This window comes from uncultured Erythrobacter sp. (assembly GCF_947492365.1).
Taxonomy (GTDB): Bacteria; Pseudomonadota; Alphaproteobacteria; order Sphingomonadales; family Sphingomonadaceae; genus Erythrobacter.
In genome coordinates, this window is sequence record NZ_CANLMB010000001.1 from 822588 (window position 1) to 845011 (window position 22424).

Genomic DNA, 22424 nt, shown 5'->3' on the forward strand with positions numbered 1-22424 from the left:
GAGGGGCTTAGCGCCAGCCCGTCAGGGTGAGCACCTCGAAGGTCTCAACGACCTTGCCGTCTTCTTCGCGCAGACTGTCAAACAGCGCCTCGGCCTTCGACCACCCGGCGCGGGTGAGCGGGGGCGCGGCGCTTGTGAGGGAGCTGGTCAGGCCGTGGTCGCGCAGGTCGCCGATCATCCGCTCCAGCGAGGGATAGCGCACTCGTATCGGGTAGGAGTCGACCACCTGCCGCGCAAAGCCGGCGCGTTCGAGCAGTGCAGTGCCTGCGCGGTTATCGACCAGCGGATGCATGCGGGCAGCGGGCCGCTCACCATCCGCCTCCAGCGCGAGTTGGCGCAGCACTGGCATCGAACCCGCACCGGGAAAAGCGGCGAAGAACAACCCGCCATCGGCCAGCACATTGCGCGCGTGGATCAGCGCGCCGGGCAGATCGTTGACCATGCCAAGGCCGAGCAAGTGCACGACCAGATCGAAGCTGGCAGGCGTGCCCGGCTTCTCCTCGTCAAACTGTCCGAGGCGTCCGATATTGCCGCTCGCCCCGCGATCGACAAGCGGCTTGGTCAGCTTGCCCGCCGCATCGCCAACCACGAGCACTCTGTCAGCCTCGAAGCGCATGAAGTCGAGCCGCTCCAGAATGTCAGCCGCCATGGTGTCCGCCAGATAGGTCGCCCCGCCATGGAGCCGCTGACGATCATGCGCACGCGACCACTTTGCGGCGGCTTGCCTGCGGTCAAAGATGCGGGGGACTTTGGTCTGGGTCATCGCGATCCGCCCTGCCGCGCTTGCATGCGCAGTGCAAGAGGTGCAGACCAAGCGGCATGGGATGGGGGTCGCAACTTATCGCCAGCTTGAAAGAGGGGCTGAGGCCGGTCGCCGACCTGGTCTATCCGCCGCGCTGCGTCTCTTGCGGAGGAGCAATTGCTGCGCAGGGCGCGCTGTGTGCGGAATGTTGGGGCGAGCTGGAGTTTCCGGGAGAACCTGCCTGCAAGCAATGCCAGCGTCCAATGGGAAGCGCTGCGGCGGCGAAGTCGGGGACCTGCTATGTCTGTGCTGGCGATCCTCCGCGCCATTCGGGGATCATCGCCGCGACGCTCTATAACGATGCGTCGCGCAAGCTCATCCTGACCTACAAACACGGCGGCAAGATTGCGCTCGCTCCTTTGCTAGCACGTTTGATGGCAGCGCGGATTGATGCGCCGGAGGGTGAGGGTGCGCTGCTAATTCCCGTCCCGCTCCACCGCTGGCGCATCTGGAGCCGCGGCTTCAATCAGGCAGCGCTGCTGGCGCGCGAGATCGCGAAGGCTGGGAAGGGCGAGTTGCTGGTCGATGGCCTTCTGCGTGCAAAACGGACGCCAAGCCTTGGCGGATTGGGGCGTGAGGAGCGCGAGACTGCGCTTGCAGGAGCAATCATTGTGCGGCCTTCGCGCGCGAGCCAAATTGCAGGGCGCAATGTCATCCTCGTCGACGACGTCCTAACCAGCGGCGCGACCAGCGATGCCTGTATCAGCGCTCTGCTCGATGCAGGCGCGGCTTCGGTAAAGGTCGCGTGTTTCGCGCGGGTTGTGGACGGGCGGGGTTTGGGCGGCGGGAAATCCGGCGTTCCAAAAAGCGAAACGCCCGAGGCCATTACAGCCCCGGGCGCCACGTGACGAAATGGTTTGGAACCGCTCTTAAGAGCTCAGAAGCCGACCCCCTAACTTCGGCTTCAGGATCCTATCCCTCATCGTTCTTGTCGACCATGCTCACACCCCGTTGTCAGCTCTGGTCAACCACCCCCTGAACCTGGCATTGTTGCATGCCTAATTCTGGTGGAAGGATGCTCTCACATCCAGAAACCGCGTTCTTCCACCCAAGCTCAGCTTTCGAAAGATGAAACCTTTGCTTTGGTCGATTTTCTCCGCATCTGTTGTTATCCTGCAACAAACTGTCGCATAGGGTGAACAGCTGGCCGTGTTGATGCGGGCCAGGCCCCTGAACTGGAGACCTGACTTGTCCGAACGCGCGCCACTCTCGACCGCCCAGCGCGAACAAGGTTCGATCTTTGCGCCCAAGTTCGATTCGGTCGGACTGCTGAGCGCCGTGGTCGTCGATGTGACTTCGCGCGATGTGCTGGTCGTGGCCTTCATGAATGAAGAGGCTCTGCGGCTGACCCGCGAGACAGGGAAGGTCCATTTCTGGTCACGTTCGCGGCAGAGCCTGTGGTTGAAGGGGGAGACTTCGGGCAATTTCCTGGAAGTCCAGGAAATCCGTGTCGATTGCGATCAGGATGCGTTGGTTATCCTTGCTAAACCGGCGGGGCCGACCTGCCATACAGGAGAGACGAGCTGCTTCTACCGCAAGCTGGAGCCAGATGCCGACGACGCGGTTGCTCTCGTAAAGGTCAAGACTTGACGCTCACGTAAAGGGAAGGTATGCCATCACCCATGGCTACTGCACCCGAACACAAAACCAACACCAATGATGCGCAGCGCCGCAATGGCGCGCATCTCGACCGTCCCGACAAGCATGAGCGTGAGCAATTCTCGATCTCCGACCTCACTTCGGAATTCGGCTGCACGGCGCGCGCGCTGCGCTTCTACGAAGACGAGGGGTTGATCAGTCCGGCTCGCGTCGGTCTCACCCGCGTCTATTCCAAGCGTGACCGTGCGCGGCTTGCGTGGATCATGCGGGCCAAGAATGTCGGGTTCAGCCTGACCGAAATCCGCGAGATGATCGACCTTTATGACCTCGACGATGGCCGCGTTGAACAGCGTCGCGTCACGGTCGAAAAGTGCAAGGCGCACATCGCCAAGCTCAAGGCGCAGCGCGCGGATATCGATTCCTCGATCAAGGAACTCACCGGCTTTATCGAAGAGATCCAGCAGCTCGATCTCGGCTGATGCTGAGCCGCCCAAATATCGCATAAAACCACCACATCCGGACCCAAGGGAACCGCCTGATGCCTACTTATACCGCTCCTACCCGCGACACCCGCTTTGTTGTCAACGAGATGCTCGATCTGGCAAGCTACGGCAATCTGCCCGGCTTTGAGAACGCGACCGATGACATGATCGACACGGTCATCAACGAAGCCGGAAAGTTCTGCTCCGAAATCCTCGCGCCGCTCAACCAGATCGGTGATGAGCAGGGTTGTACCCGCCATGAAGACGGCTCGGTCACGACGCCAGACGGCTTCAAGGGCGCGTATGAAGCCTATGTCGAGAGCGGTTGGGGCACGATTGCCAAGCCGGAGGCCTATGGCGGGCAGGGCATGCCACATGTTCTCGGCTTTGTGGTCGAGGAATTCACCGGCGCCGCGAATCAGGCCTTTGCGATGTATCCCGGCCTTACCAATGGCGCGACGGCGGCGATCGAGGCGGTCGGCTCTGAAGAGCAGAAGCAGACTTATCTGCCCAAGATGATTGCGGGCGAATGGTCGGGCACGATGAACCTGACAGAGCCGCATTGCGGGACCGACCTCGGCATGATCCGCACCAAGGCGGAGCCGCAGGCCGATGGCAGCTATGCGATCACCGGCACCAAGATCTTCATCTCCGCTGGCGAGCACGATCTCACCAGCAACATCATCCACCTTGTGCTGGCCAAGACGCCGGGTGCGCCGGATAGTTCAAAGGGCATTTCGCTCTTCATCGTTCCCAAGTTCATCCTTGATGAAAATGGCGAACCGGGTGAGCGCAACGGCGTGTCGTGCGGCTCAATCGAGGAGAAGATGGGCATCCACGGCAACGCGACCTGCCTGCTCAATTATGACGGCGCGACCGGTTACATGATCGGCGAGGAGAACAAGGGCCTCGCCGCGATGTTCATCATGATGAACGCCGCGCGTCTGGGCGTTGGTATGCAGGGCTATGCGCAGGCAGAGGTCGCCTATCAGAACGCTGTTACTTATGCGCTCGACCGGCGCCAGGGCCGCGCGCTTACCGGACCGGCTCAACCGGATGAAAAAGCCGACCCGATCTTCGTCCACCCCGATGTCCGCCGCATGTTGATGGACGCCAAGGTCTTCAACGAAGGCATGCGCGCGCTGTGCATGTGGGGCGCTTTGCAGGTTGATCTGACCCACAAGGCCCAGACCGAGGAAGAGCGCCAGCTCGCCGACGATCTGATCGGTCTGATGACACCGGTGATCAAAGGCTACGGCACCGACAAGGGCTATGACGTCGCCAACAACATGCAGCAGATCTATGGCGGCCACGGCTATATTGAAGAATGGGGCATGAGCCAGTTTGTGCGCGATAGCCGGATCGCGATGATCTACGAAGGCACCAATGGCGTGCAGGCCATGGACCTTTGCGGGCGCAAGCTTGCGAGCAAGGGCGGCCGCGCAGTTCAGGCCTTCTTCAAGATGATCGACGACGAGATCGCTGCGGCCAAGGGTGACGAAGCTCTCGCACCGCTGGCCGAGAAGCTCGAAAAGGCACTCGGCGAGCAGAAGGCGGCGACCATGTGGTTCATGCAGAATGCGATGGCCAATCCCAACCATCTGGGCGCAGGCGCGCATCACTACATGCACATCATGGGCATCGTCACGCTTGGCTTCTTCTGGCTGAAAATGGCTAAGGTCGCGGGTGAGGCGCTGAAGGGCTCGCCAGAGGATAAAGCGTTCTACGAGGCAAAAATGACGTCTGCGTCCTATTACGCAGAGCGGTTCTTGCCCGATGCAGGGGCTCTGCGGCGCAAGCTGGAAGCGGGAAGCGACAATATGATGGCGCTCCCTGAAGAAGCATTCTCCACCGCAGCCTGACGAGTTACCCGGTTCGTCACGATTGAGAGGCCCGGTTCTGGGGGGAACTGGGCCTCTTTTCACGTCTGGATGTGCTGCGTGCCGAAGTTAAAGCTCCCCGCGTTCCGCCTTAGCAAAGCTCGTTTCCCATTCGGCGATGTTGTCTTTGGCCTCCTGCACAAAGCTGCTGCGGCGAATGTAAGCCATCATCGCGGCCGCCATCCAAGACCCGGGTGCGCGCAAGGGGCGCTCAACCTGACACAGCAGAATGATCCGCCATTCATCGCTGTCATTGCGCACTTCGTGTTCGTAAGTGTCGTCGAAGATCAGCCACTTGCCCTCCTGCCAATGCAGCCGCTTGTCATCGACCCGCATCCAGCAGGCCTCACGATCCCGAGGCACTTTGAGGCCGAGATGCGCGGTCACAAACCCCTTGGACACGCCGCGATGGGGAGTGATGACCGAACCGGGCGCTAGGATCGAGAAAAAGGCCGAGTTCAGACCCGGTATCGCCTCTACCAACCTTGCGGTGCGCGGCGCACGGGCGATGTTGGCCTCGACCCTGTTGCCATAGCCGATCAGGAAAAAGCTGCGCCAGGAATTGTCGCTCATGATCCCGCGGTGATCGGGAGAAATTTCGCGCAAGGGCGGGATGGCGCTCAAATGTTGGTACACCGCCAAAGCCTCGTCGCGGATCGCCTGCCAGCTTTGCACAAGCGGCTGCGTCCAGCCAAATTGCTGCGGGTCCAGCACGGGATCATTGGGAATCTTCGAACTGGCCGCCATCCAGCGGTTCGCGCGGTGCCTCTGCCGTTTGAGAAACCGATAATGGAGCGGGCGGCTCTTATCCTTGGCGAGCAGCCCGAATGCGGTCGATTTCGACATCCTCGATGCCTCCTTCAAAGTCTCGTTTCGACCCGGACTTATCTGGTTCTTGTGCGTCAGTTTTTGTTCTGCCGACACTTTAGGTGCCGCGCAGGACTATGCGCGCATCAATCGATGCAGGCTTGGAAGAATACGACGAATTGCGAGAGGGCGGTTAGTCGCGTAGCGGACAATTGCCGCCGATAGGTTCGCGCAAGATCTAGGTCAGGTCCTGCTTTTGAGAGATGTCGCGCGACGTGCACAATACACCCGCCACACGCGAATCAACTGCAATCATCGGCTTGAGCTTGACGGACCACCTGCGCAGATTGCCCTTGGCAGTTGGGCAGAGAGCGATAAATTCGGCTTCACTTCCCGCAGCAGCGGTTTCGAATTTCTTGCGAACCAATTTGCGCGTGTCTTCCGGCCAAAGTTCCCACCAGATCTTTCCACCAACCATCGAAAACGCGTCAATTTCCATCGCAGCCAGCCCGCCGCAATTCATATATTCCAGCGTTCCATCGAGACCCAGCATCTTGATGCAATCTCCCGACTGTTCGAGCAGCCCGAGCAGCAGCGCGTCGTGTTCGACACCGATCAAGGTCGAGTGCCGAAGGGCGCCCGTCTCGGAAGAAACGGTTTCGGCCAAATTCGCTTGTGATCGGCTCATTGCTTGATCCATCTCGCTTGCCAGATATTGGCCGTAAACAACTTTGGCGCATGAGCGGTGGATCGCAAGATAAGGTGTCTTACGGGGTGCGGCGCGCTACTCCGGCAGGAAGTCCGGCACTGACAGGTAACGCTCGCCGGTGTCATAGTTGAAGCCGAGCACCCGCGAACCGGCATCTAGCTCAGGCAGCTTCTTTGCAATCGCAGCCAGAGTTGCGCCGGATGAAATGCCGATCAGCATCCCTTCTTCGCAGGCTGCGCGGCGGGCCATGTCTTTGGCAGCCTCGGCGTCGACCTTGATCGCGCCGTCAATCGCATTGGTGTGTAGGTTTGCCGGGATGAAGCCCGCGCCGATCCCCTGAATGGGGTGCGGACCGGGTTGACCGCCATTGATGACAGGGGACAGTTCAGGCTCGACCGCATAGGCCTTGAAGCCTGACCAATGCTTTTTGATCTCTTCCGCGCATCCGGTGAGGTGTCCGCCTGTGCCCACGCCCGTTATCAGCACATCAAGAGGGCTGTCAGCGAAGTCGGCAAGGATCTCGCGGGCCGTCGTGCGCGAATGGACTGCGGGGTTCGATCCATTGTCGAACTGGCTTGGCATCCATGCGCCTTCGGTCGTCTCGACAATCTCGGTCGCGCGTTCGATGGCGCCCTTCATGCCCTTTTCCTTGGGCGTGAGGTCGAATGTCGCACCATAGGCGAGCATCAGGCGGCGGCGCTCTACCGACATGGATTCGGGCATGACCAGAACCAGAGTGTAGCCTTTGACGGCAGCGACCATCGCAAGGCCGATGCCGGTGTTACCGCTGGTCGGCTCGACAATCGTGCCGCCGGGTTTGAGTGCACCGGATTTCTCTGCATCTTCCACCATGGCGAGGGCGATACGGTCCTTGATTGATCCGCCGGGGTTGGAACGCTCCGACTTCAGCCACACTTCGTGATCGGGAAACAGCCGCGAAAGGCGGATATGCGGGGTGTTGCCGATAGTCTCGAGGATGCTTGCAGCTTTCATGTCTTGGCTCCGTCTGGATTCGCGCTTTGCAGTTGTTCTAGCAGATGATCGGGCGGATCGAAGGTCTTCGTTGTCCGCAATACAGGGAATATTCGACTCCACAGGCCGACGGTTACAATCGCGCCTACGCCGCCTGCAACAATCGCGGCCACAGGCCCGATGAGGAAGGCGAGGGTGCCCGAAAAGGCATCGCCGCCTTCGTTCGAGGCGCTGATCGTCATCAGGCTGACCGAGGAAACGCGCCCGCGCTTGTCGTCCGGCGTGTAGAGCTGGACCAGCGACTGGCGGACATAGACGCTAAACATGTCAGCCGCGCCGATCACAAACAGCATAGCGAGGCTGAGCCACAGATTGCTCGACAGGCCAAAGACGATGGTGGCGAGGCCAAAGACCGCGACCGCCCACAGCATCTTTGGACCGACTTGCGTGCGCAAGGGGCTAAAGGAGAAGAATATCGCAGTAATCAGCGCGCCCGCAGGAGTGGCGGATACCAGCAGCGCGAGGCCGAATTCGTCGGTGTGCAGGATGTCGCGGGCAAAGACCGGGATCAGAGCGTTGGCTCCGGCAAGGAACACTGCAAACAGATCAAGCGTGATCGCGCTCAGCACCATCTTGTTCTGGACGACATAGCGCAGCCCGTCGACGATTGCGCCGATCGGCCGCTGGTCCTTACGCATCGCGGGCTGGGGCACCTTGCCGACCAGCGCCAGCGCAAAGGCCGCAACGACGAAAAGCGCGGCTGCCACTGCATAGGACAGGGCAGGCTCCACCGCATAGAGCATCGCGCCGATAGCGGGCCCAGCCATCATCCCGACCTGCCACGAGATCGAGGAAAGCGCGATTGCTGTGGGCAGCAATAGCTTCGGCACGAGGTTGGGGGAGAGCGCCGACATGGCCGGCCCGACAAAGCCGCGCGCGATTCCCAGCACAATGGCGATGGCGAACAGTATCGGTAGCGTCACCGCCTCATTCCAGCTGAACCATGCAAGCGCCGCTGCACAGCCAAGCTGCAACAGGATCATCAGAATGCCGATCATTCGCCGGTCAAACCGGTCGGCCGCCAGTCCTGAAAACGGCGTAAGCACAAACAGCGGCAGGAATTGCAGCAGGCCGATAATCGCCAGTGTGCCGGACCCTTCGGCGACATTCATCCCGCTGTCGCGCGCGAGGTTATAGGCCTGCCACTGGATCACCAGCAGCATCGCATATTGCGCGAGCGTCATCGTCAGCCGCGCGATCCAATAGGCGCGGAAATTGTGGATATGGATCGGGTGGGTGGGTTCGGTAGCGCTCACACCAATGCCCATGGCATCCGCAAGGCGTGCTGCCAAGCGAGCGCTCCTAATTGTCAGCGAAGCTGTTGTTTAGGTCAGCGAGAAGTCAGCGCCCGCGGCGCAGGCGCGGATTGGGTTGGAGCGTGTCGATAATTGCGACGAAATCGTCGAGGCGGATAATGCGTTCAAACTGGAATCCGGCGCGTTCGTCGCGGGTCCAGATGACATAGGCTTCGATCCGGCCAACAATCGGCAAGCGGATTATAACACGGTCGCCGCGGCTGAGTTTACCCGCATCATCGACCATAAAGCCGTGGGCGGAGATATTGCAGACATGCAAATTCAAGTCGCCCTGCGCGAAATGTTCGACGATCACGGGAAAGTCGACAGGGTGGCGCGCAGCGCGCCGCAAATCTGTTACGCTCAGGTTAGCTCCGGCTGTCACAGCTTTACGCCCTCCAATATCTGACCTGCCCGAACCTTTCGGACATCACCCCTAATGGGCGATAAAGGCTGATAATTGGTAAAAGCTATCGGCGGTTTACCGGCGCGCGCCCGATACCTACCTCGGTAAAAGCACGGATCAGCGCGTTAGCAGGCCGTGTTTCTTCTTGCCGAGGCTGATTTTAACGCTTGCGCCGTCTGTCACATTGATGACGTAACCGGGGTCGCTAACGGTTTCTCCGTCAAGCTTTACCGCGCCTTCGGCCAGTTTGCGCTTTGCCTCGCCGCCCGATGCGGTGAAGCCAATCTGGGTGAGCGCTGCGCCCACACGGATGCCATCTTCCCCGACGCTGATAGTGGGCAGGTCCTCGCCTGCGCCGCCGCCTACAAAGGTTTCGCGCGCGGTGGCCTCGGCGGTTTGTGCCGCTTCCTCGCCGCGCACCAGCCTGGTGACTTCATTCGCCAGTACGACTTTGGCTTCGTTGATGTCCGCGCCTTCGAGCGCTTCGAGCTTCGCAATTTGGTCCAAGGGCAGATCGGTGAAGAGTCGAAGGAACCGGCCCACATCGCGGTCATCGCAATTGCGCCAATATTGCCAGAAATCGTAAGCGGGCAGCTGTGCTTCATTGAGCCACACTGCGCCCGCCGCTGTTTTGCCCATCTTGGCGCCATCGGCGGTGGTCAGCAGCGGGGTAGTCACACCGTAAAGCTCGCGCCCTTCAAGCCTACGGCCCAGCTCCATCCCGTTGACGATATTACCCCACTGATCGCTCCCGCCCATCTGCAAGCGGCAATCATAACGGCGTGCAAGCTCGACGAAGTCATAGGCTTGCAGGATCATGTAATTGAACTCGAGGAAGGTCAGCGGCTGCTCGCGATCGAGCCGCAATTTGACCGAATCGAAGGTCAGCATCCGGTTGATCGTGAAATGCGGGCCGACATCGCGCAGCAACTCGACATAGCCGAGTGCAGAGAGCCATTCGTCATTGTTGACCATCACCGCATCGGTAGGGCCATCGCCAAAGGTCAGCAGCCGCTCGAACACGGTGCGGATTGAGGCGATGTTGTCGTCGATAATCTCCGACGTCAGCAGCTTGCGGCTTTCATCCTTGCCCGAGGGATCACCAACCTTGGTCGTCCCGCCGCCCATCACCACGATGGGCTTGTGCCCCGCCTGCTGCAAACGGCGCAGCATCATGATTTGCACAAGTGATCCGACATGCAGGCTTGGCGCTGTCGCATCGAAGCCGATATAACCCGGCACGACCTGTTCCACGGCGAGCGCGTCAAGCGCGTCCGGGTCGGTCATCTGGTGGATATAGCCGCGCTCTTCCAGCAGGCGCAGCAGATCGGATTCGTAAGTAGCCATTTGGGCCGCTTAACAGTGTGCGCGAAGCCTCGCTAGTGGCTTGCTTGGCAGGCGCTGCTCCGCGATAGAAGAGCCATGCAAGCACTCACGCTCCACCCATCCTGCGACACCGGTCCAATCACGGCGGTAAGCGCGAAAATCAGACCAACTGAAGACGGTTGCGAAGCGGAATTCGTGCTAAGCGGCGGGATCGACCAGATCGTTCTTCCGGAGCCCGGTCCCTCTTTGCGCACAGACGATCTTTGGAAGACCACCTGCTTCGAGATCTTCTGGCAGCCCTTGGGCGGAAGCACCTACCGCGAGTTCAACCTCTCGCCTTCAGGGCGCTGGGCAGCCTACGATTTTGATGGTTTCCGCGAAGGCATGCGCGATGCGCCAGTTGAAGCGATGGCGCTTGCCACGGCTCAAGGTTCAGCGAATGGCAAAGGGGAACTGGTTCTCAAGGCGGCAATCGCCGCCGAATTGCCTGCTCCTGCACAGGTCGCGCTCAACGCGATTGTCGAGCACCGCGATGGCGGTTTGCAGTTCTGGGCGCTGGCCTTTGACGAAGGGAAAGCGGAGTTTCACTCGGAGACCTGCCGCCAATGGAAAGTGGAGCGCGTTTGATGAGCGTCGAATTCGGGATCGACCGCCTGCTGGCAGACAGCGCGCTGCTGGACGAACTGAAGGGGCGGAGGGTGGCTTTGGTCGCGCATCCGGCCAGCGTAACCAAAGACCTCACCCACAGCCTCGACGCGCTGATCGCGGCCGGAGTGAACGTCACCAGTGCCTTTGGTCCGCAGCACGGCCTGAAGGGCGACAAGCAGGACAATATGGTCGAAACCTCGGACGAGATCGACGCGGATTACGGCATTCCGGTCTTCTCGCTCTATGGCGAGGTGCGCCGCCCGACAGGGCAGATGATGTCGAGCGCGGACGTATTCCTTTTCGACCTGCAAGATCTCGGCTGCCGCATCTATACCTTTGTCACCACCTTGCTCTACCTGCTTGAAGAAGCAGCGAAATCAGGCAAAGAAGTGTGGGTCCTCGACCGCCCTAATCCCGCCGGACGCCCGGTCGAGGGGACATTACTGGTGCCGGGGCATGAGAGCTTTGTCGGAGCCGCCCCGATGCCGATGCGCCACGGGCTGACGATGGGTGAAATGGGCCACTGGTTCATCGAGCATTTCGGTCTCGACGTCGCTTACAAGGTGGTGGCGATGCAGGGCTGGCAGCCTGACGGTGCTGGGTTCGGTTGGCCCGAGAGCCGCATCTGGATCAACCCGTCACCCAACGCCGCCAGCGTCAATATGGCGCGCTGCTATGCCGGGACGGTAATGATCGAAGGCGCCACAGTGTCAGAGGGCCGCGGGACCACTCGGCCACTCGAAGTGCTGTTCGGTGCGCCCGACTTGGATGCCAAGGCTGTTGCAAGAGAAATGCGACGCATCGCGCCTGATTGGTGCGCTGGCGTCAAGGTGCGCGATTGCTGGTTCGAGCCGACATTCCACAAACACACAGGAAAGCTCTGTAACGCACTGATGTTGCACGGAGAAGGGCCGGATTACGATCATCACGCGTTCAAGCCTTGGCGGATGCAGGCACTGGCGTTCAAGGCGATCCGAAGCCTCTATCCCGATTACCCGATATGGCGGGGTAAGGACTTCAAATACGAGTATACAAACGACGTGCTTGCGATCGACGTTATCAATGGCGGGCCAGCTTTGCGCGAATGGGTCGATGATCTGAACGCGGGGCCGGATGCACTCGATGCGCAAGCGTCAGCCGATGAGGCCGCGTGGGTGCAAAATGTGCGCGGACATTTGCTCTATTAGGCGCGGTTGACCGGAAATCCGTTGTGTCGATACGCGGTCAGTGGTTAAGCGGTTCTTGGCCCCTGACAGTCCAACGGACATGCTGTCTGTTGCTGATTGCAGTTTCATCCCATTGGTAATCCCCCCTCTCTCTTAAGGATATGCGCGATAATGCTTGAGCAGTGCGCCCCCTCACTATCCCAAGCCAGCGACGACGAGGACATTGGTAAAGACGCGCCGCTGGCCTTTGTCACAGCAGAGATGCTGCGCAGCCTGGCGGCCTTTCGAACGCCGAGCCAGTCGCGCAGCTGGTGGGAACTCGCCATCACCCTCTTGCCGCTAATCGCAATGCTTGGCGGCATTCTGTTTGCAGTGGCGCAAGGTTACTATCTGGCGTTGCTTCTCACGCCGATTGCGGGACTGTTTCTGTTGCGCGGGTTTATCATTCAACACGATTGCGGGCACGGATCATTCATGCCGGGCAAGAAGCGGAACGACTGGATCGGGCGCGGGATCGGCTTGTTGACCTTCACGCCCTATGATTGCTGGCGGCAATCGCATGCGATCCACCATGCGGGTACAGGGAATCTGGACGCGCGCGGACTGGGCGACGTTGACACGCTTACAGTCCGCGAATTTCAGGCTTTATCCCCGCTGGGGCGCTTTGGATACCGGCTGTATCGCCATCCGCTCGTCTTGCTCGGCTTTGGACCCGCTTACCTGTTTCTGATGCGCCACCGCCTTCCCATTGGCCTAATGCGAGAAGGATGGATCTATTGGGTGAGTGCCATGGCGACCAATGCGGGCACGGCATTGCTGTTAGTGCTGTTGGCCTGGCAGTTTGGTGTCGCCACAACGGCCTTAGTCTTCTTGCCGACCTTACTGGTGGCTGCCACGATGGGCGTCTGGCTGTTTTACATTCAGCATCAGTTTGAAGACACGCACTGGGAATACCGTGAGAACTGGTCGTTCCGCGACGCGGCATGGCTTGGCAGCTCCCACCTCCATTTACCCACACCGCTGCGCTGGTTCACCGGGAACATCGGCATTCATCACATCCACCACCTGATGAGCAGAATTCCGTTTTACCGCCTGAAAGAAGCGCTCGATGCGCATCCCGATCTGGCGGATATCAACCGGCTGACGGTTCGGCAAACCATCAGACCATTCCTTCTGACCTTGTGGGACGAGGATAAAAGGAAAATGGTGACGTTCCGCGAAGTGTAGGCTTTTTGGGGCGCGAGTGCGGGAAGTTTAATGCCCCTGCTTGCGGCTTAGCTCCCGCATCGCTTCGTCGAGACCATCCAGCGTCAGGCCGTACATGCGGTCGTTCACCAGCTCTTTCATCATCTTGGTCGATTGCGAATAGCCCCATTGCTTTTCGGGCACGGGGTTGAGCCAAACGGTTGCGGGGTAGGTGTCGGTTACGCGTTTCATCCAGGCGACGCCGGCTTCTTCGTTCATATGCTCGACCGAGCCGCCCGCATGGGTGATTTCGTAGGGGCTCATCGCCGCGTCACCGACGAAGATCACTTTGTAATCATGGCCGTATTTGTGGAGGATATCCCAGGTCTTGATCCGTTCCTGCCAGCGGCGCTTGTTGTCCTTCCACACCCCTTCGTAGAGGCAGTTGTGGAAGTAGAAGAACTCGAGGTTCTTGAACTCGGTTGTGGCAGCGCTGAACAGCTCCTCGCACAGCTTGATGAAGGGATCCATTGATCCGCCAACATCGAGGAACAGCAGCAATTTCACCGCATTGCGGCGTTCGGCGCGCATATGGATGTCGAGCCAGCCTTGCTTGGCGGTGCCATCGATCGTCGCGTCGAGATCGAGCTGATCCTGAGCGCCTTCGCGGGCAAAGCGGCGCAGGCGGCGCAGCGCCATCTTGATGTTGCGAGTGCCCAGCTCCTTGGTGTTGTCGAGGTTCTTGAACTCGCGCTTTTCCCAGACCTTCACCGCGCGCTTATGCTTGCTCTCGCCGCCGATCCGCACGCCTTCGGGATTGTAGCCTGAATTGCCAAAGGGAGAGGTGCCCCCGGTGCCGATCCACTTGTTCCCGCCTTCGTGGCGCTTTTCCTGTTCGGCGAGGCGCTCTTTGAGCTTCTCCATCAGCTCGTCCCAATCGCCGATCTTCTCGATCTCGGCTATTTCTTCGGGCGTGAGGAATTTTTCCGCGACGGCTTTGAGCCAGTCTGAGGGGATATCGACCGGGTTCTGGCCGTAATCGGTCATGATCCCTTTGAAGACCTTGTGGAACACCTGATCGAACTTATCGAGCATCCCTTCGTCTTTCACGAAAGTCGCACGGCTGAGGTAGTAAAACGCCTCAGGCGTCTGTTCGATCACGTCGCGGTCAAGCGCCTCCAGCAAAGTGAGGTGCTCTTTAAAGCTCGCGCCAATGCCTGCTTCGCGCAGTTCGTCCATAAAATTGAAAAACATGGCGTCTTTCCTAATAGTCTTGCGCAGTGCTTACCAGTCCCTTGGAAGACAGGAAGGCAGAACCCCTTAAAGCTTCGCTAACCATATCTGAGTTATCGGGGTGGCATACAGGGGAAGAGCTAGACATGAAGCCTATCGAAATCGACCACGCTGACGCCTCGGCACTGGACATGATTCCGGAAAAATGCGGCGCCGTTACGGTCGGCTGCACCGATGTAGCCGGCGTCGTTCAGAGCGTTATCAACTCATCCGAGGCCTTGCGCGCCGAACATGTTGCCTTGCAGGGAACGGTTGCCGCGCTTGAGGCAGATCAGTCCAAAGTCGCCGAAGCCAGCGACGAAGCGCGTTTGCTGTCAGAGCGGGCGATCGAAAGGCTTGGCGAAGGAACCGCGCTGATCCAGTCATCGCTGGGCAAGATTTCTTCGCTGCTCGATCTGGTGGAGACGCTGGGTCAGCATGTCACCAGCTTTTCAGCTGCGATGGAACAGGTCCGCCGCAGCGCGCTCGACATTGAGGATATTGCCGAGACGACGAACATCCTTGCGCTTAATGCCACGATCGAAGCGATGCGGGCCGGTGATGCGGGCCGCACCTTCGCGGTGGTTGCAAGCGAGGTAAAGAGTCTCGCCAATGACACGCGTAAGGCGACGGTAGAGATCGCTTCTACGATTGATGCATTGGGTGACGAAGCGGCGCAGGTCATCGGCCAGATCGAGGAAGGCGCCAAGGCGAGCGGCGAGGCAAAGGAATCGATCTCGCAGATCGAAAATACGATTACAGGCGTGGGGGACCTTGTCGAAGAAGTCGACAAGCAGAACGATGTGATCGCCCGCTCAACCGCAACGATCAGCGATCATGTCGTGAGTGTGCAAGGTGTGCTCGACAGTTTTGACGCAGCCGCCAAGGACAACGAGGCCAAACTTGGTCGCGCGCATCGCCGGATGGGCGACCTCGAGCTGACTGCCAGCGAGATGTTCGACCGGATCGTAAAGGCTGGCCTTTCTCCTGAGGACAGCATTCAGGTCGATCGGGCGAAGGAAATTGCCAAACAGATTGCCAAGATTGCGGAAGAGGCAATCGAAAAGGGCAAACTGTCAGAGGGGCAACTATTCGACCGCGACTATCGCGAAGTTGCCGGCACCAAGCCTCAGCTTTATCGCACCAGCCTGAGCGATTGGGCCGATGAGGATTGGCGTCCGATCTTTGATCAGGTTGTTGAGGATGGCGGGGTTGTGCGCATGTGTTCAGCCAACGACATGAACGGGTTCCTTCCGACTCACACTTCAGATCGATCGCGCAAGCCGACCGGCGATATCACCCACGACACCAAGTATTGCCGCAACGGGCGCATCATGCTTGAAGGTACCGACGTTGCAGCGAAGAAGAGCCAGGACAGTTTCATGATGGCGGTCTACCGGCAAGAGGGCGACGGCCAAAAATACGAAATCGTGCGCAATGTCTACGTGCCTCTGGTCATCAATGGCCGCCGCTGGGGCGATTTCGAGTTCGCCTACAGCTTCGACTGAGCCGGATAACCAACGGGTGCTGCTGGAAGTATTCGCAGCATTCAAATCTCGGGTAGATGAGAGCCCCTACCGGAGCTGCGTTGGTCCAAAAATGTTATATACGGCTCGAGACCGTGCCCTGCGTCGATGAATCCCAGTCCGAAGGTGCGAATGTGCGAGTGCTCGGAACTGACCGCAAATTCCGCAAAATTCGAACGCCAAGAAACTGCCGCTATCAGCGAGGTAGCTGTTTGACGACAATGTTCCGAGTAGTTCAATGGAATCGAGCGGGAACATGGCATTGTTCGCAGGGCCACCAGATGCGAATTTTTTGGCATCTGCTGCACCAGCATTGTCGCACCGTAACTGGTTCAGCCGTGCTGGTGGCGGTAATCCGACCGCATAAGCACCGACCACTATAGGAAGCCGCCAGCGGCAGATTAGCTCGGGTTGCGGCGCGCCATGAATGCTAGCCGTTCGAACAACATCACGTCCTGTTCGTTCTTGAGCAAGGCTCCATGCAGAGGCGGGATTGCGCTGTTGGGGTTGGCGTCCTGCAATACGTCCAAGGGCATGTCCTCGTTCAGCAGCAGTTTGAGCCAGTCGAGCAACTCGCTGGTCGAGGGCTTCTTCTTCAGGCCCGGCACTTCGCGCAGTTCGTAGAAGATATCCATCGCCTTTTTCACCAGCGCCTTTTGGATGCCGGGATAGTGGACGTCGATGATCGACTGCATCGTGTCGCGGTCGGGGAATTTGATGTAGTGGAAGAAGCAGCGGCGCAGGAACGCATCCGGAAGCTCTTTTTCATTGTTCGAAGTGATGACCACGATCGGACGTTCTTTCGCCTCGATCCGCTCCTGCGTTTCGTAAACGTCGAAGCTCATCCGGTCGAGTTCCTGAAGCAGATCGTTCGGAAATTCGATATCGGCCTTGTCGATCTCGTCGATCAGCAGGACGGGCAGTTCGGGGGAGGTGAAGGCCTCCCACAGCTTGCCCTTCTTGATGTAGTTACGGATGTCGTGGACGCGCTCTTCGCCCAGTTGACCGTCGCGCAGACGCGCAACCGCATCATATTCATACAGGCCTTGCTGAGCCTTGGTTGTCGACTTGATGTTCCACTCGATCAGCGGGGCACCGATGGCCTTGGAAATCTCATGAGCGAGCACCGTCTTGCCGGTACCGGGTTCACCTTTGACCAGAAGCGGGCGACGAAGGGTCACTGCGGCGTTGACGGCAACCTTGAGATCGTCGGTCGCAATATAGTCGCTGGTGCCTTCAAAACGCTGCTGATCGGTCTGGTCGCTCATGAGTTTCCCTTCAAAACGTATAATTTGTGCGCTGCGATAAGGGTGCAAACGCGCTGACGCAAGGGGAAGGGGACTGTCGCTTTAGCGAGGGGCGGTCCCGGCTCGCTATTCCGTAGCGTCAGGGGAAAGCGCCTGAATCCGCTGCGCGATCAGTTCGAGCGCACTCTGATCGAGGTTTGCGGTTTCATTGCGCCAGCTAAGAACGAGGGCGCGATCGCGTCCATCGGCGCCGCGCAGCAGCCAAGTGAGCTGGAGCACGCCTGGCTCTGACCCGCCTTTGTAACCGACATAGTCCCAGCTTTCCCGCGTATTCGCGGTCATTGACGGGTTAATCCCCATGATCTCGAACGCGCGCGGATCGGCGGTTTCGCGCATGAAGCGGAACAGGTTGGCAAGGTCGGCAGCATTGCCGAACCACTCGACATCCAAAGCGACCGGGCCTGCGGAAAATGCGGCCTGAATTTGCGAAGTGGGAACAAGGGTGTCGTCAATCGATTCGAGGATCGCCGCGCGGATGCCAGCATTGCCTTCGCGGTAAGCTTGCAAACGTTCGGCCGGACCGCCTTTGAGCAGGAACATCTCGCGCGTCGCCAGAAACGGGTTGTTGAGTTCAGGCGCCGAATGGCCGCTATCGACCAAGGTCTGAAACACTGCATCGCGCCCCAATTCCTCGATCAGGGCGTCGGTCGCGGTGTTGTCGCTGATCGAGATCATCATCGTGGCGAGCGTCGCCAAGGTTACCGGCGTGTCTTCGGCCCAGTTCTGCATCATTCCGCCGGGATAACTGCGCGCATCGGTGAGCGGCACGACATCGTCCCATGAGCGCTCGTTTTGCGCCACTTCGCGGGCCAGCGCGGCTAGAACGTAAAGCTTGAAGGTCGAACCCAGCGGCATTTGCGGATCGCTCTCGCTCGCCAAAATCGGTTCGGATGCACCATCCAGCGGACCAAACCACCAGGTGACATCGCCGGGCAGCGCGGCAAGGTCGGCCTCGATCTTGGCGGGCGTGTCTCCGACCGGATCGAAGCTCTGAAACAATAACTCGCTCATGCGGTTGTCCTCAGCGGGATCGACCGAAATCCAGCCACGCGCAATTGCCCGTTCCATGCGGACCACAATCGCCGCGCGCGTGCCTTGGGGCGGGTCAAGCTCCTCTACCGACAGCGCTGCCCCGAACTGCGCGGTCAACTGCCGCGAGATCGCGGCAAACTGTGCGGGCGGAACGGCAGCGAGAAGATCATCCGTAAACACATCGTTTGGGTCCAGCTCGCAATTGATCAGCTCGATCACCTGCTCCGCGCGCATTTCCAACGCTGTTTGTCCGGCTTTATCCTCCGTCTCATGGGCTGTTTCTTGCGCATAAGCAGGGGCGGCCAGTGTCAGCATGGGAACAGCGCATGCACAAAGCAGGGTTTTGGCAGTTGAAGAGACTGTCATCGAATTCTCCAGGTGGGGGATTAATTGTGTCTATGCGGCCAGTCAGGCCAGCTCGTCGAGTTGTTTGATCTTACGCTTGAGCGCGCGCGCCGCGACAAGGTTGAGCGCTATGATGGCAGTAAAGATGCCAAACGTTACCGCTGCCGGTCCCGCAATTCCTTTGAGCGCGACCGCCCAGCCTTGGTTTTCCGCGACCTTGACGGTGACGACGAATAGAAAGAGAACAATGCCGGGCACGAGCGGACCGATATACCAGACCGGCACATCACGCAGCGCTTCGAACTGGTGCTGGTACTGGCGGCGTAAGTGATCGAGACAGGTATCTTCGGCACGCTGTTCGAGGTTGCTTGCACGGCGTTTCAGGTTCCACAGCACGGCTACAATACCAATGACAATCGCGCCAAAAGACAGGGCGATCAGCGATTGGTCGAAAATCAGCGCACCGATTGCCGCTGCCGAGAACAGTCCGGTCACTACAAAACCGGCCACGTACTCAATCACATTGCGGCGATAGATGGTCTTCTCGAATGCGTTGGCTTTCTGCGCACACAGTTTCGGATCGCTGAATTTAGCATCGCTCGCGACATCAAACCATTGAGGTAGAGGGAAGGCTGTCATGATTGCTCACCGTGATTTTCGGGGGTTTCAAAATGGTCGGCGAAGAGTGCTTTGATCCGGTGGACCCTGACGCTGACCGCGCCGGGGGTCAGGCCGGTTATCTCGGCAATCTCGGCTCCGCTTTCGCCTTCGAGCCACAGCACAATCACCTGCGCATCGAGCGGGGCGAGCTTCGCGATCAACCCGCGCACCTGTTCGAGAACGAGCGCCTCGGCGAGGTTCGCTTCGGCGTTATCAGTGGTGGGAAGGCTCTCAATGTTTTCGAGCGCGACACGCTTGGGCCCGCGTGCGGATTTGGCGATGTGGCTGGCTGCCACGTTATGCGCGACCCGATAAACCCAGGTCTTTAGCGCGCAATCACCCTCGAAGCGCGTCAGGCTGCTCCACAGCGCGACATGCATCTCCTGCTCCAGATCGCGCGCCTTCTCGCCATCACGCTCCACCGTGCGGGCGAGACGCGCAAGCGCCGGAGCGAATTGTTCGCCCGCTTGCCGGTAAAGTTGCTCTGCCGTTTGTGTCATGTCCCCTTTAGTCTCTCGCTACGGGGATTTCTTACAGCACCAGTGAAAAATTCTTCGGCGCGCTAGAGCCTGTCGCTCACACCCAGCGCGATAAAGCCGAACTGCATCAACATCACCGCGATTGTCGCAAACTGCCAACCCTGACCGGCAGTCCCGATCCCGCGCCCCCATGACCACAGGAAAACTCCGATCGAGGCCAGGGCGGCGAGAACAATGGTGACCCACCCGCTGGTCGTAAGAGTGACATACCAAATGCCGGTAATCACCACGGTCTGGATCAGGATAGCCGCCGCGAACCACGCAATCGGAATGGGCCGATACTTCGCGTCCGAGATATACCAGTCGGGCAGCGAACTATCGGGCCGCGAAATCCGCCGGTCACCCGCCATGATGTCCTCTTTGCGAGGGTCGGGGTAATGGGGTTTGTCGTCAGGCATCGATCATATCGCGGTCCATCTCGCCCGCGCGGTTTTGGATGAAGTTGAAGCGGTGTTCGGGGTTTTTGCCCATCAGTTGATCGACCAGCACCTTCACGCCTGCGCGCTGCTCGAATTCCTGCGGCAGAGTGATGCGGATGAGCGAGCGCGTATCCGGGTTCATCGTCGTTTCGCGCAGCTGTCCTGGGTTCATCTCGCCTAGACCCTTGAACCGCGAGACTTCGACCTTCTTGCCCTTGAACACCGTTTCTTCCAGCTCGGCGCGGTGGTTGTCGTCGCGGGCGTAGCGGCTCTCTTTACCGGCAGTCAGTTTGTAGAGCGGGGGCTGCGCCAGATAGAGCCGGCCGTCGCGGACAATCTCGGACATTTCCTGGAAGAAGAACGTCATCAGCAAGGTCGCGATATGCGCGCCGTCGACGTCGGCGTCGGTCATGATGATGATGCGGTCGTAGCGCAGGTCTTCGGGGTCGCAGTCCTTGCGTGTCCCGCAGCCCATAGCCAGCGTCAGATCGGCGATTTCGGAATTGGCGCGGATCTTGTCAGCGCTGGCAGAGGCGACGTTGAGGATTTTGCCGCGGATTGGCAGGATCGCTTGTGACTTGCGGTCGCGCGCCTGTTTGGCGCTGCCACCTGCGGAGTCGCCTTCGACGATGAAGAGTTCGGTCTCGCGCTCGCCTTCCCCGCTGCAATCGGTGAGCTTGCCGGGCAGGCGCAGCTTCTTTGCGTTGGTCGCAGTCTTGCGCTTGATCTCACGCTCCTGCTTGCGCTTGAGGCGCTCGTCCATGCGCTCCATGACTTCGCCCAGCAGCGCCTTGCCGCGGTCCATATTGTCGGTGAGGAAGTGGTCAAAATGGTCGCGCACGGCGGCTTCGACCAGACGCGCAGCTTCGGGTGAGGTCAGGCGGTCCTTGGTCTGCGACTGGAATTGCGGATCGCGGATGAAGACCGATAGCATTACCTCCGCGCCCGTCATGACGTCGTCGGCAGTGATGTCCTTGGCTTTCTTCGTGCCGGTAAGCTCGCCAAATGCGCGCAGAGCCTTGGTCAGCGCGCCGCGCAGGCCCTGTTCGTGGGTGCCACCATCGGGGGTTGGCACAGTATTACAATACCAGCTGGTCGATCCGTCAGAATAGAGCGGCCATGCGATCGCCCATTCGACCCGGCCTTTCTCATCGGCAAAGTCCTGCCTGCCGGTAAAGGGCTGCGCGGTGACGCATTCACGGCTGCCGATCTGTTCGGCGAGGTGGTCTGCAAGCCCGCCGGGGAATTTGAAGGTCGCCTCTGCCGGTACGTCTTCGCTGACAAGGCTGTCGGCGCATTTCCAGCGGATTTCGACGCCTGCGAAGAGATACGCCTTGGATCGTGCGAGCTTGAACAGGCGCGCAGGTTTGAAGTCGCGCTCGCCGAAAATCTCGGTGTCGGGCGTGAATGTAACGGTGGTCCCGCGCCGGTTGGGCGCCGCGCCCACGGTTTCGAGCTTGCCCAGCGTTTCACCGCGCGCGAATTCCTGCGCGAAGAGCTGTTTGTTGCGCGCGACTTCGACGCGGGTGTGGCTCGACAAGGCGTTGACCACGCTGACGCCGACGCCGTGCAGGCCGCCGCTGGTCGCGTAAGCCTTGCCCGAGAATTTGCCGCCCGAGTGCAAGGTGGAAAGGATCACTTCGAGGGTCGATTTGCCCGGAAACTTGGGGTGCTCGTCAACCGGGATACCGCGTCCGTTATCGTTGATGCTCAGCCGGTTGTTCTCGTCCAGCCGCATCTCGATCCGGTTGGCGTGGCCAGCCACCGCTTCGTCCATCGCGTTGTCAAGCACTTCGGCAGCGAGGTGATGGAGCGCGCGGTCGTCGGTGCCGCCAATATACATGCCGGGGCGGCGGCGCACAGGTTCGAGCCCTTCGAGGACCTCGATGGAGGAGGAATCGTAGTCGCCGGACGAGGCGGGGGCGTTTTCAAACAGGTCATCAGACATGGGTCTGATATGGCGAGTGCAGGGAGCACTCACAAGGCG

22 protein-coding genes are annotated in these 22424 nt (G+C 59.6%); 8 read left to right on the forward strand and 14 right to left on the reverse strand.

Annotated features, from left to right (window positions below; translation table 11 throughout):
• Window positions 1–7: 7 nt before the first annotated feature.
• Window positions 8–763: a methyltransferase domain-containing protein gene (locus tag Q0887_RS04005; RefSeq protein WP_299192529.1), complete on the reverse strand. Its 756-nt coding sequence runs from the start codon at window positions 761–763 to the stop codon at window positions 8–10.
• Window positions 764–819: 56 nt separating this feature from the next.
• Here Q0887_RS04005 and Q0887_RS04010 point away from each other — a divergent pair, with 56 nt between their 5' ends.
• The 4 genes from Q0887_RS04010 (at window position 820) to Q0887_RS04025 (ending at window position 4745) form a co-directional block, all read left to right on the forward strand.
• Window positions 820–1650, forward strand: coding sequence for a ComF family protein (locus Q0887_RS04010; protein WP_299192530.1), 831 nt, complete (start codon window positions 820–822; stop codon window positions 1648–1650).
• Between the two features lie 340 nt (window positions 1651–1990).
• The gene (hisI, locus tag Q0887_RS04015; RefSeq protein WP_299192531.1) at window positions 1991–2392 is read left to right on the forward strand and encodes a phosphoribosyl-AMP cyclohydrolase; all 402 of its coding nucleotides are present in this window, start codon (window positions 1991–1993) and stop codon (window positions 2390–2392) included.
• Window positions 2393–2424: 32 nt separating this feature from the next.
• Window positions 2425–2880 (forward strand): MerR family DNA-binding transcriptional regulator, encoded by a 456-nt coding sequence (locus tag Q0887_RS04020; RefSeq protein WP_299195228.1) that lies wholly within the window; start codon window positions 2425–2427, stop codon window positions 2878–2880.
• A 59-nt stretch (window positions 2881–2939) separates the two neighbouring features.
• Complete coding sequence (locus Q0887_RS04025) at window positions 2940–4745, forward strand: acyl-CoA dehydrogenase C-terminal domain-containing protein (protein WP_299192533.1); 1806 nt, start codon at window positions 2940–2942, stop codon at window positions 4743–4745.
• 87 nt (window positions 4746–4832) lie between these two features.
• Here Q0887_RS04025 and Q0887_RS04030 read toward each other — a convergent pair whose 3' ends face one another.
• The 6 genes from Q0887_RS04030 to tyrS all read right to left on the reverse strand — a co-directional run bounded on the left by Q0887_RS04030 (window position 4833) and on the right by tyrS (window position 10359).
• Entirely contained in the window at window positions 4833–5609 is a 777-nt protein-coding gene (locus Q0887_RS04030) for an aspartyl/asparaginyl beta-hydroxylase domain-containing protein (RefSeq protein WP_299192534.1), read from the reverse strand.
• 199 nt (window positions 5610–5808) lie between these two features.
• Window positions 5809–6258 carry a PAS domain-containing protein gene (locus tag Q0887_RS04035; protein ID WP_299192536.1) on the reverse strand — a complete coding sequence of 150 codons (450 nt, stop codon included), beginning with the start codon at window positions 6256–6258 and terminating at the stop codon, window positions 5809–5811.
• A 96-nt stretch (window positions 6259–6354) separates the two neighbouring features.
• Complete coding sequence (gene cysK / locus Q0887_RS04040) at window positions 6355–7272, reverse strand: cysteine synthase A (RefSeq protein WP_299192538.1); 918 nt, start codon at window positions 7270–7272, stop codon at window positions 6355–6357.
• Window positions 7269–8579, reverse strand: a complete 1311-nt coding sequence (locus tag Q0887_RS04045) for an MFS transporter (protein WP_299195230.1) — start codon at window positions 8577–8579, stop codon at window positions 7269–7271. The genes cysK and Q0887_RS04045 overlap by 4 nt, the downstream gene beginning before the upstream one ends.
• Window positions 8580–8652: 73 nt before the next feature.
• Window positions 8653–8991: a PilZ domain-containing protein gene (locus Q0887_RS04050; protein ID WP_299192540.1), complete on the reverse strand. Its 339-nt coding sequence runs from the start codon at window positions 8989–8991 to the stop codon at window positions 8653–8655.
• 138 nt (window positions 8992–9129) lie between these two features.
• Entirely contained in the window at window positions 9130–10359 is a 1230-nt protein-coding gene (gene tyrS, locus Q0887_RS04055) for a tyrosine--tRNA ligase (RefSeq protein ID WP_299192541.1), read from the reverse strand.
• Window positions 10360–10434: 75 nt separating this feature from the next.
• Between tyrS and Q0887_RS04060 the strand changes: the two genes are divergently transcribed.
• The 3 genes from Q0887_RS04060 to Q0887_RS04070 all read left to right on the forward strand — a co-directional run bounded on the left by Q0887_RS04060 (window position 10435) and on the right by Q0887_RS04070 (window position 13379).
• Window positions 10435–10965 carry a hypothetical protein gene (locus Q0887_RS04060; RefSeq protein ID WP_299192542.1) on the forward strand — a complete coding sequence of 177 codons (531 nt, stop codon included), beginning with the start codon at window positions 10435–10437 and terminating at the stop codon, window positions 10963–10965.
• Complete coding sequence (locus tag Q0887_RS04065) at window positions 10965–12173, forward strand: DUF1343 domain-containing protein (protein WP_299192543.1); 1209 nt, start codon at window positions 10965–10967, stop codon at window positions 12171–12173. The genes Q0887_RS04060 and Q0887_RS04065 overlap by 1 nt, the downstream gene beginning before the upstream one ends.
• Window positions 12174–12269: 96 nt before the next feature.
• On the forward strand, window positions 12270–13379 hold the full coding sequence (locus Q0887_RS04070) for a fatty acid desaturase (RefSeq protein ID WP_299192544.1): 1110 nt from the start codon (window positions 12270–12272) through the stop codon (window positions 13377–13379).
• 27 nt (window positions 13380–13406) lie between these two features.
• On the opposite strand, the gene Q0887_RS04075 is transcribed toward Q0887_RS04070, so the two are convergent.
• Complete coding sequence (locus Q0887_RS04075; RefSeq protein WP_299192545.1) at window positions 13407–14591, reverse strand: VWA domain-containing protein; 1185 nt, start codon at window positions 14589–14591, stop codon at window positions 13407–13409.
• 125 nt (window positions 14592–14716) lie between these two features.
• Between Q0887_RS04075 and Q0887_RS04080 the strand changes: the two genes are divergently transcribed.
• Window positions 14717–16117, forward strand: coding sequence for a methyl-accepting chemotaxis protein (locus tag Q0887_RS04080; protein ID WP_299192546.1), 1401 nt, complete (start codon window positions 14717–14719; stop codon window positions 16115–16117).
• A gap of 419 nt (window positions 16118–16536) precedes the next feature.
• Here Q0887_RS04080 and Q0887_RS04085 read toward each other — a convergent pair whose 3' ends face one another.
• The 6 genes from Q0887_RS04085 to parE form a co-directional block, all read right to left on the reverse strand.
• Window positions 16537–17403 carry a MoxR family ATPase gene (locus Q0887_RS04085; RefSeq protein ID WP_299192548.1) on the reverse strand — a complete coding sequence of 289 codons (867 nt, stop codon included), beginning with the start codon at window positions 17401–17403 and terminating at the stop codon, window positions 16537–16539.
• 105 nt (window positions 17404–17508) lie between these two features.
• Complete coding sequence (locus Q0887_RS04090; RefSeq protein ID WP_299192550.1) at window positions 17509–18789, reverse strand: serine hydrolase; 1281 nt, start codon at window positions 18787–18789, stop codon at window positions 17509–17511.
• A 93-nt stretch (window positions 18790–18882) separates the two neighbouring features.
• A complete protein-coding gene (locus Q0887_RS04095; RefSeq protein WP_299192552.1) occupies window positions 18883–19458 on the reverse strand; it encodes a hypothetical protein in 576 nt (191 codons plus the stop codon).
• On the reverse strand, window positions 19455–19979 hold the full coding sequence (locus tag Q0887_RS04100) for a sigma-70 family RNA polymerase sigma factor (protein WP_299192553.1): 525 nt from the start codon (window positions 19977–19979) through the stop codon (window positions 19455–19457). The genes Q0887_RS04095 and Q0887_RS04100 overlap by 4 nt, the downstream gene beginning before the upstream one ends.
• A 62-nt stretch (window positions 19980–20041) precedes the next feature.
• The gene (locus Q0887_RS04105; RefSeq protein WP_299192555.1) at window positions 20042–20416 is read right to left on the reverse strand and encodes a hypothetical protein; all 375 of its coding nucleotides are present in this window, start codon (window positions 20414–20416) and stop codon (window positions 20042–20044) included.
• Complete coding sequence (gene parE / locus Q0887_RS04110) at window positions 20409–22385, reverse strand: DNA topoisomerase IV subunit B (protein WP_299192556.1); 1977 nt, start codon at window positions 22383–22385, stop codon at window positions 20409–20411. Before parE ends, Q0887_RS04105 begins: the two co-directional genes overlap by 8 nt.
• Window positions 22386–22424: the final 39 nt, after the last annotated feature.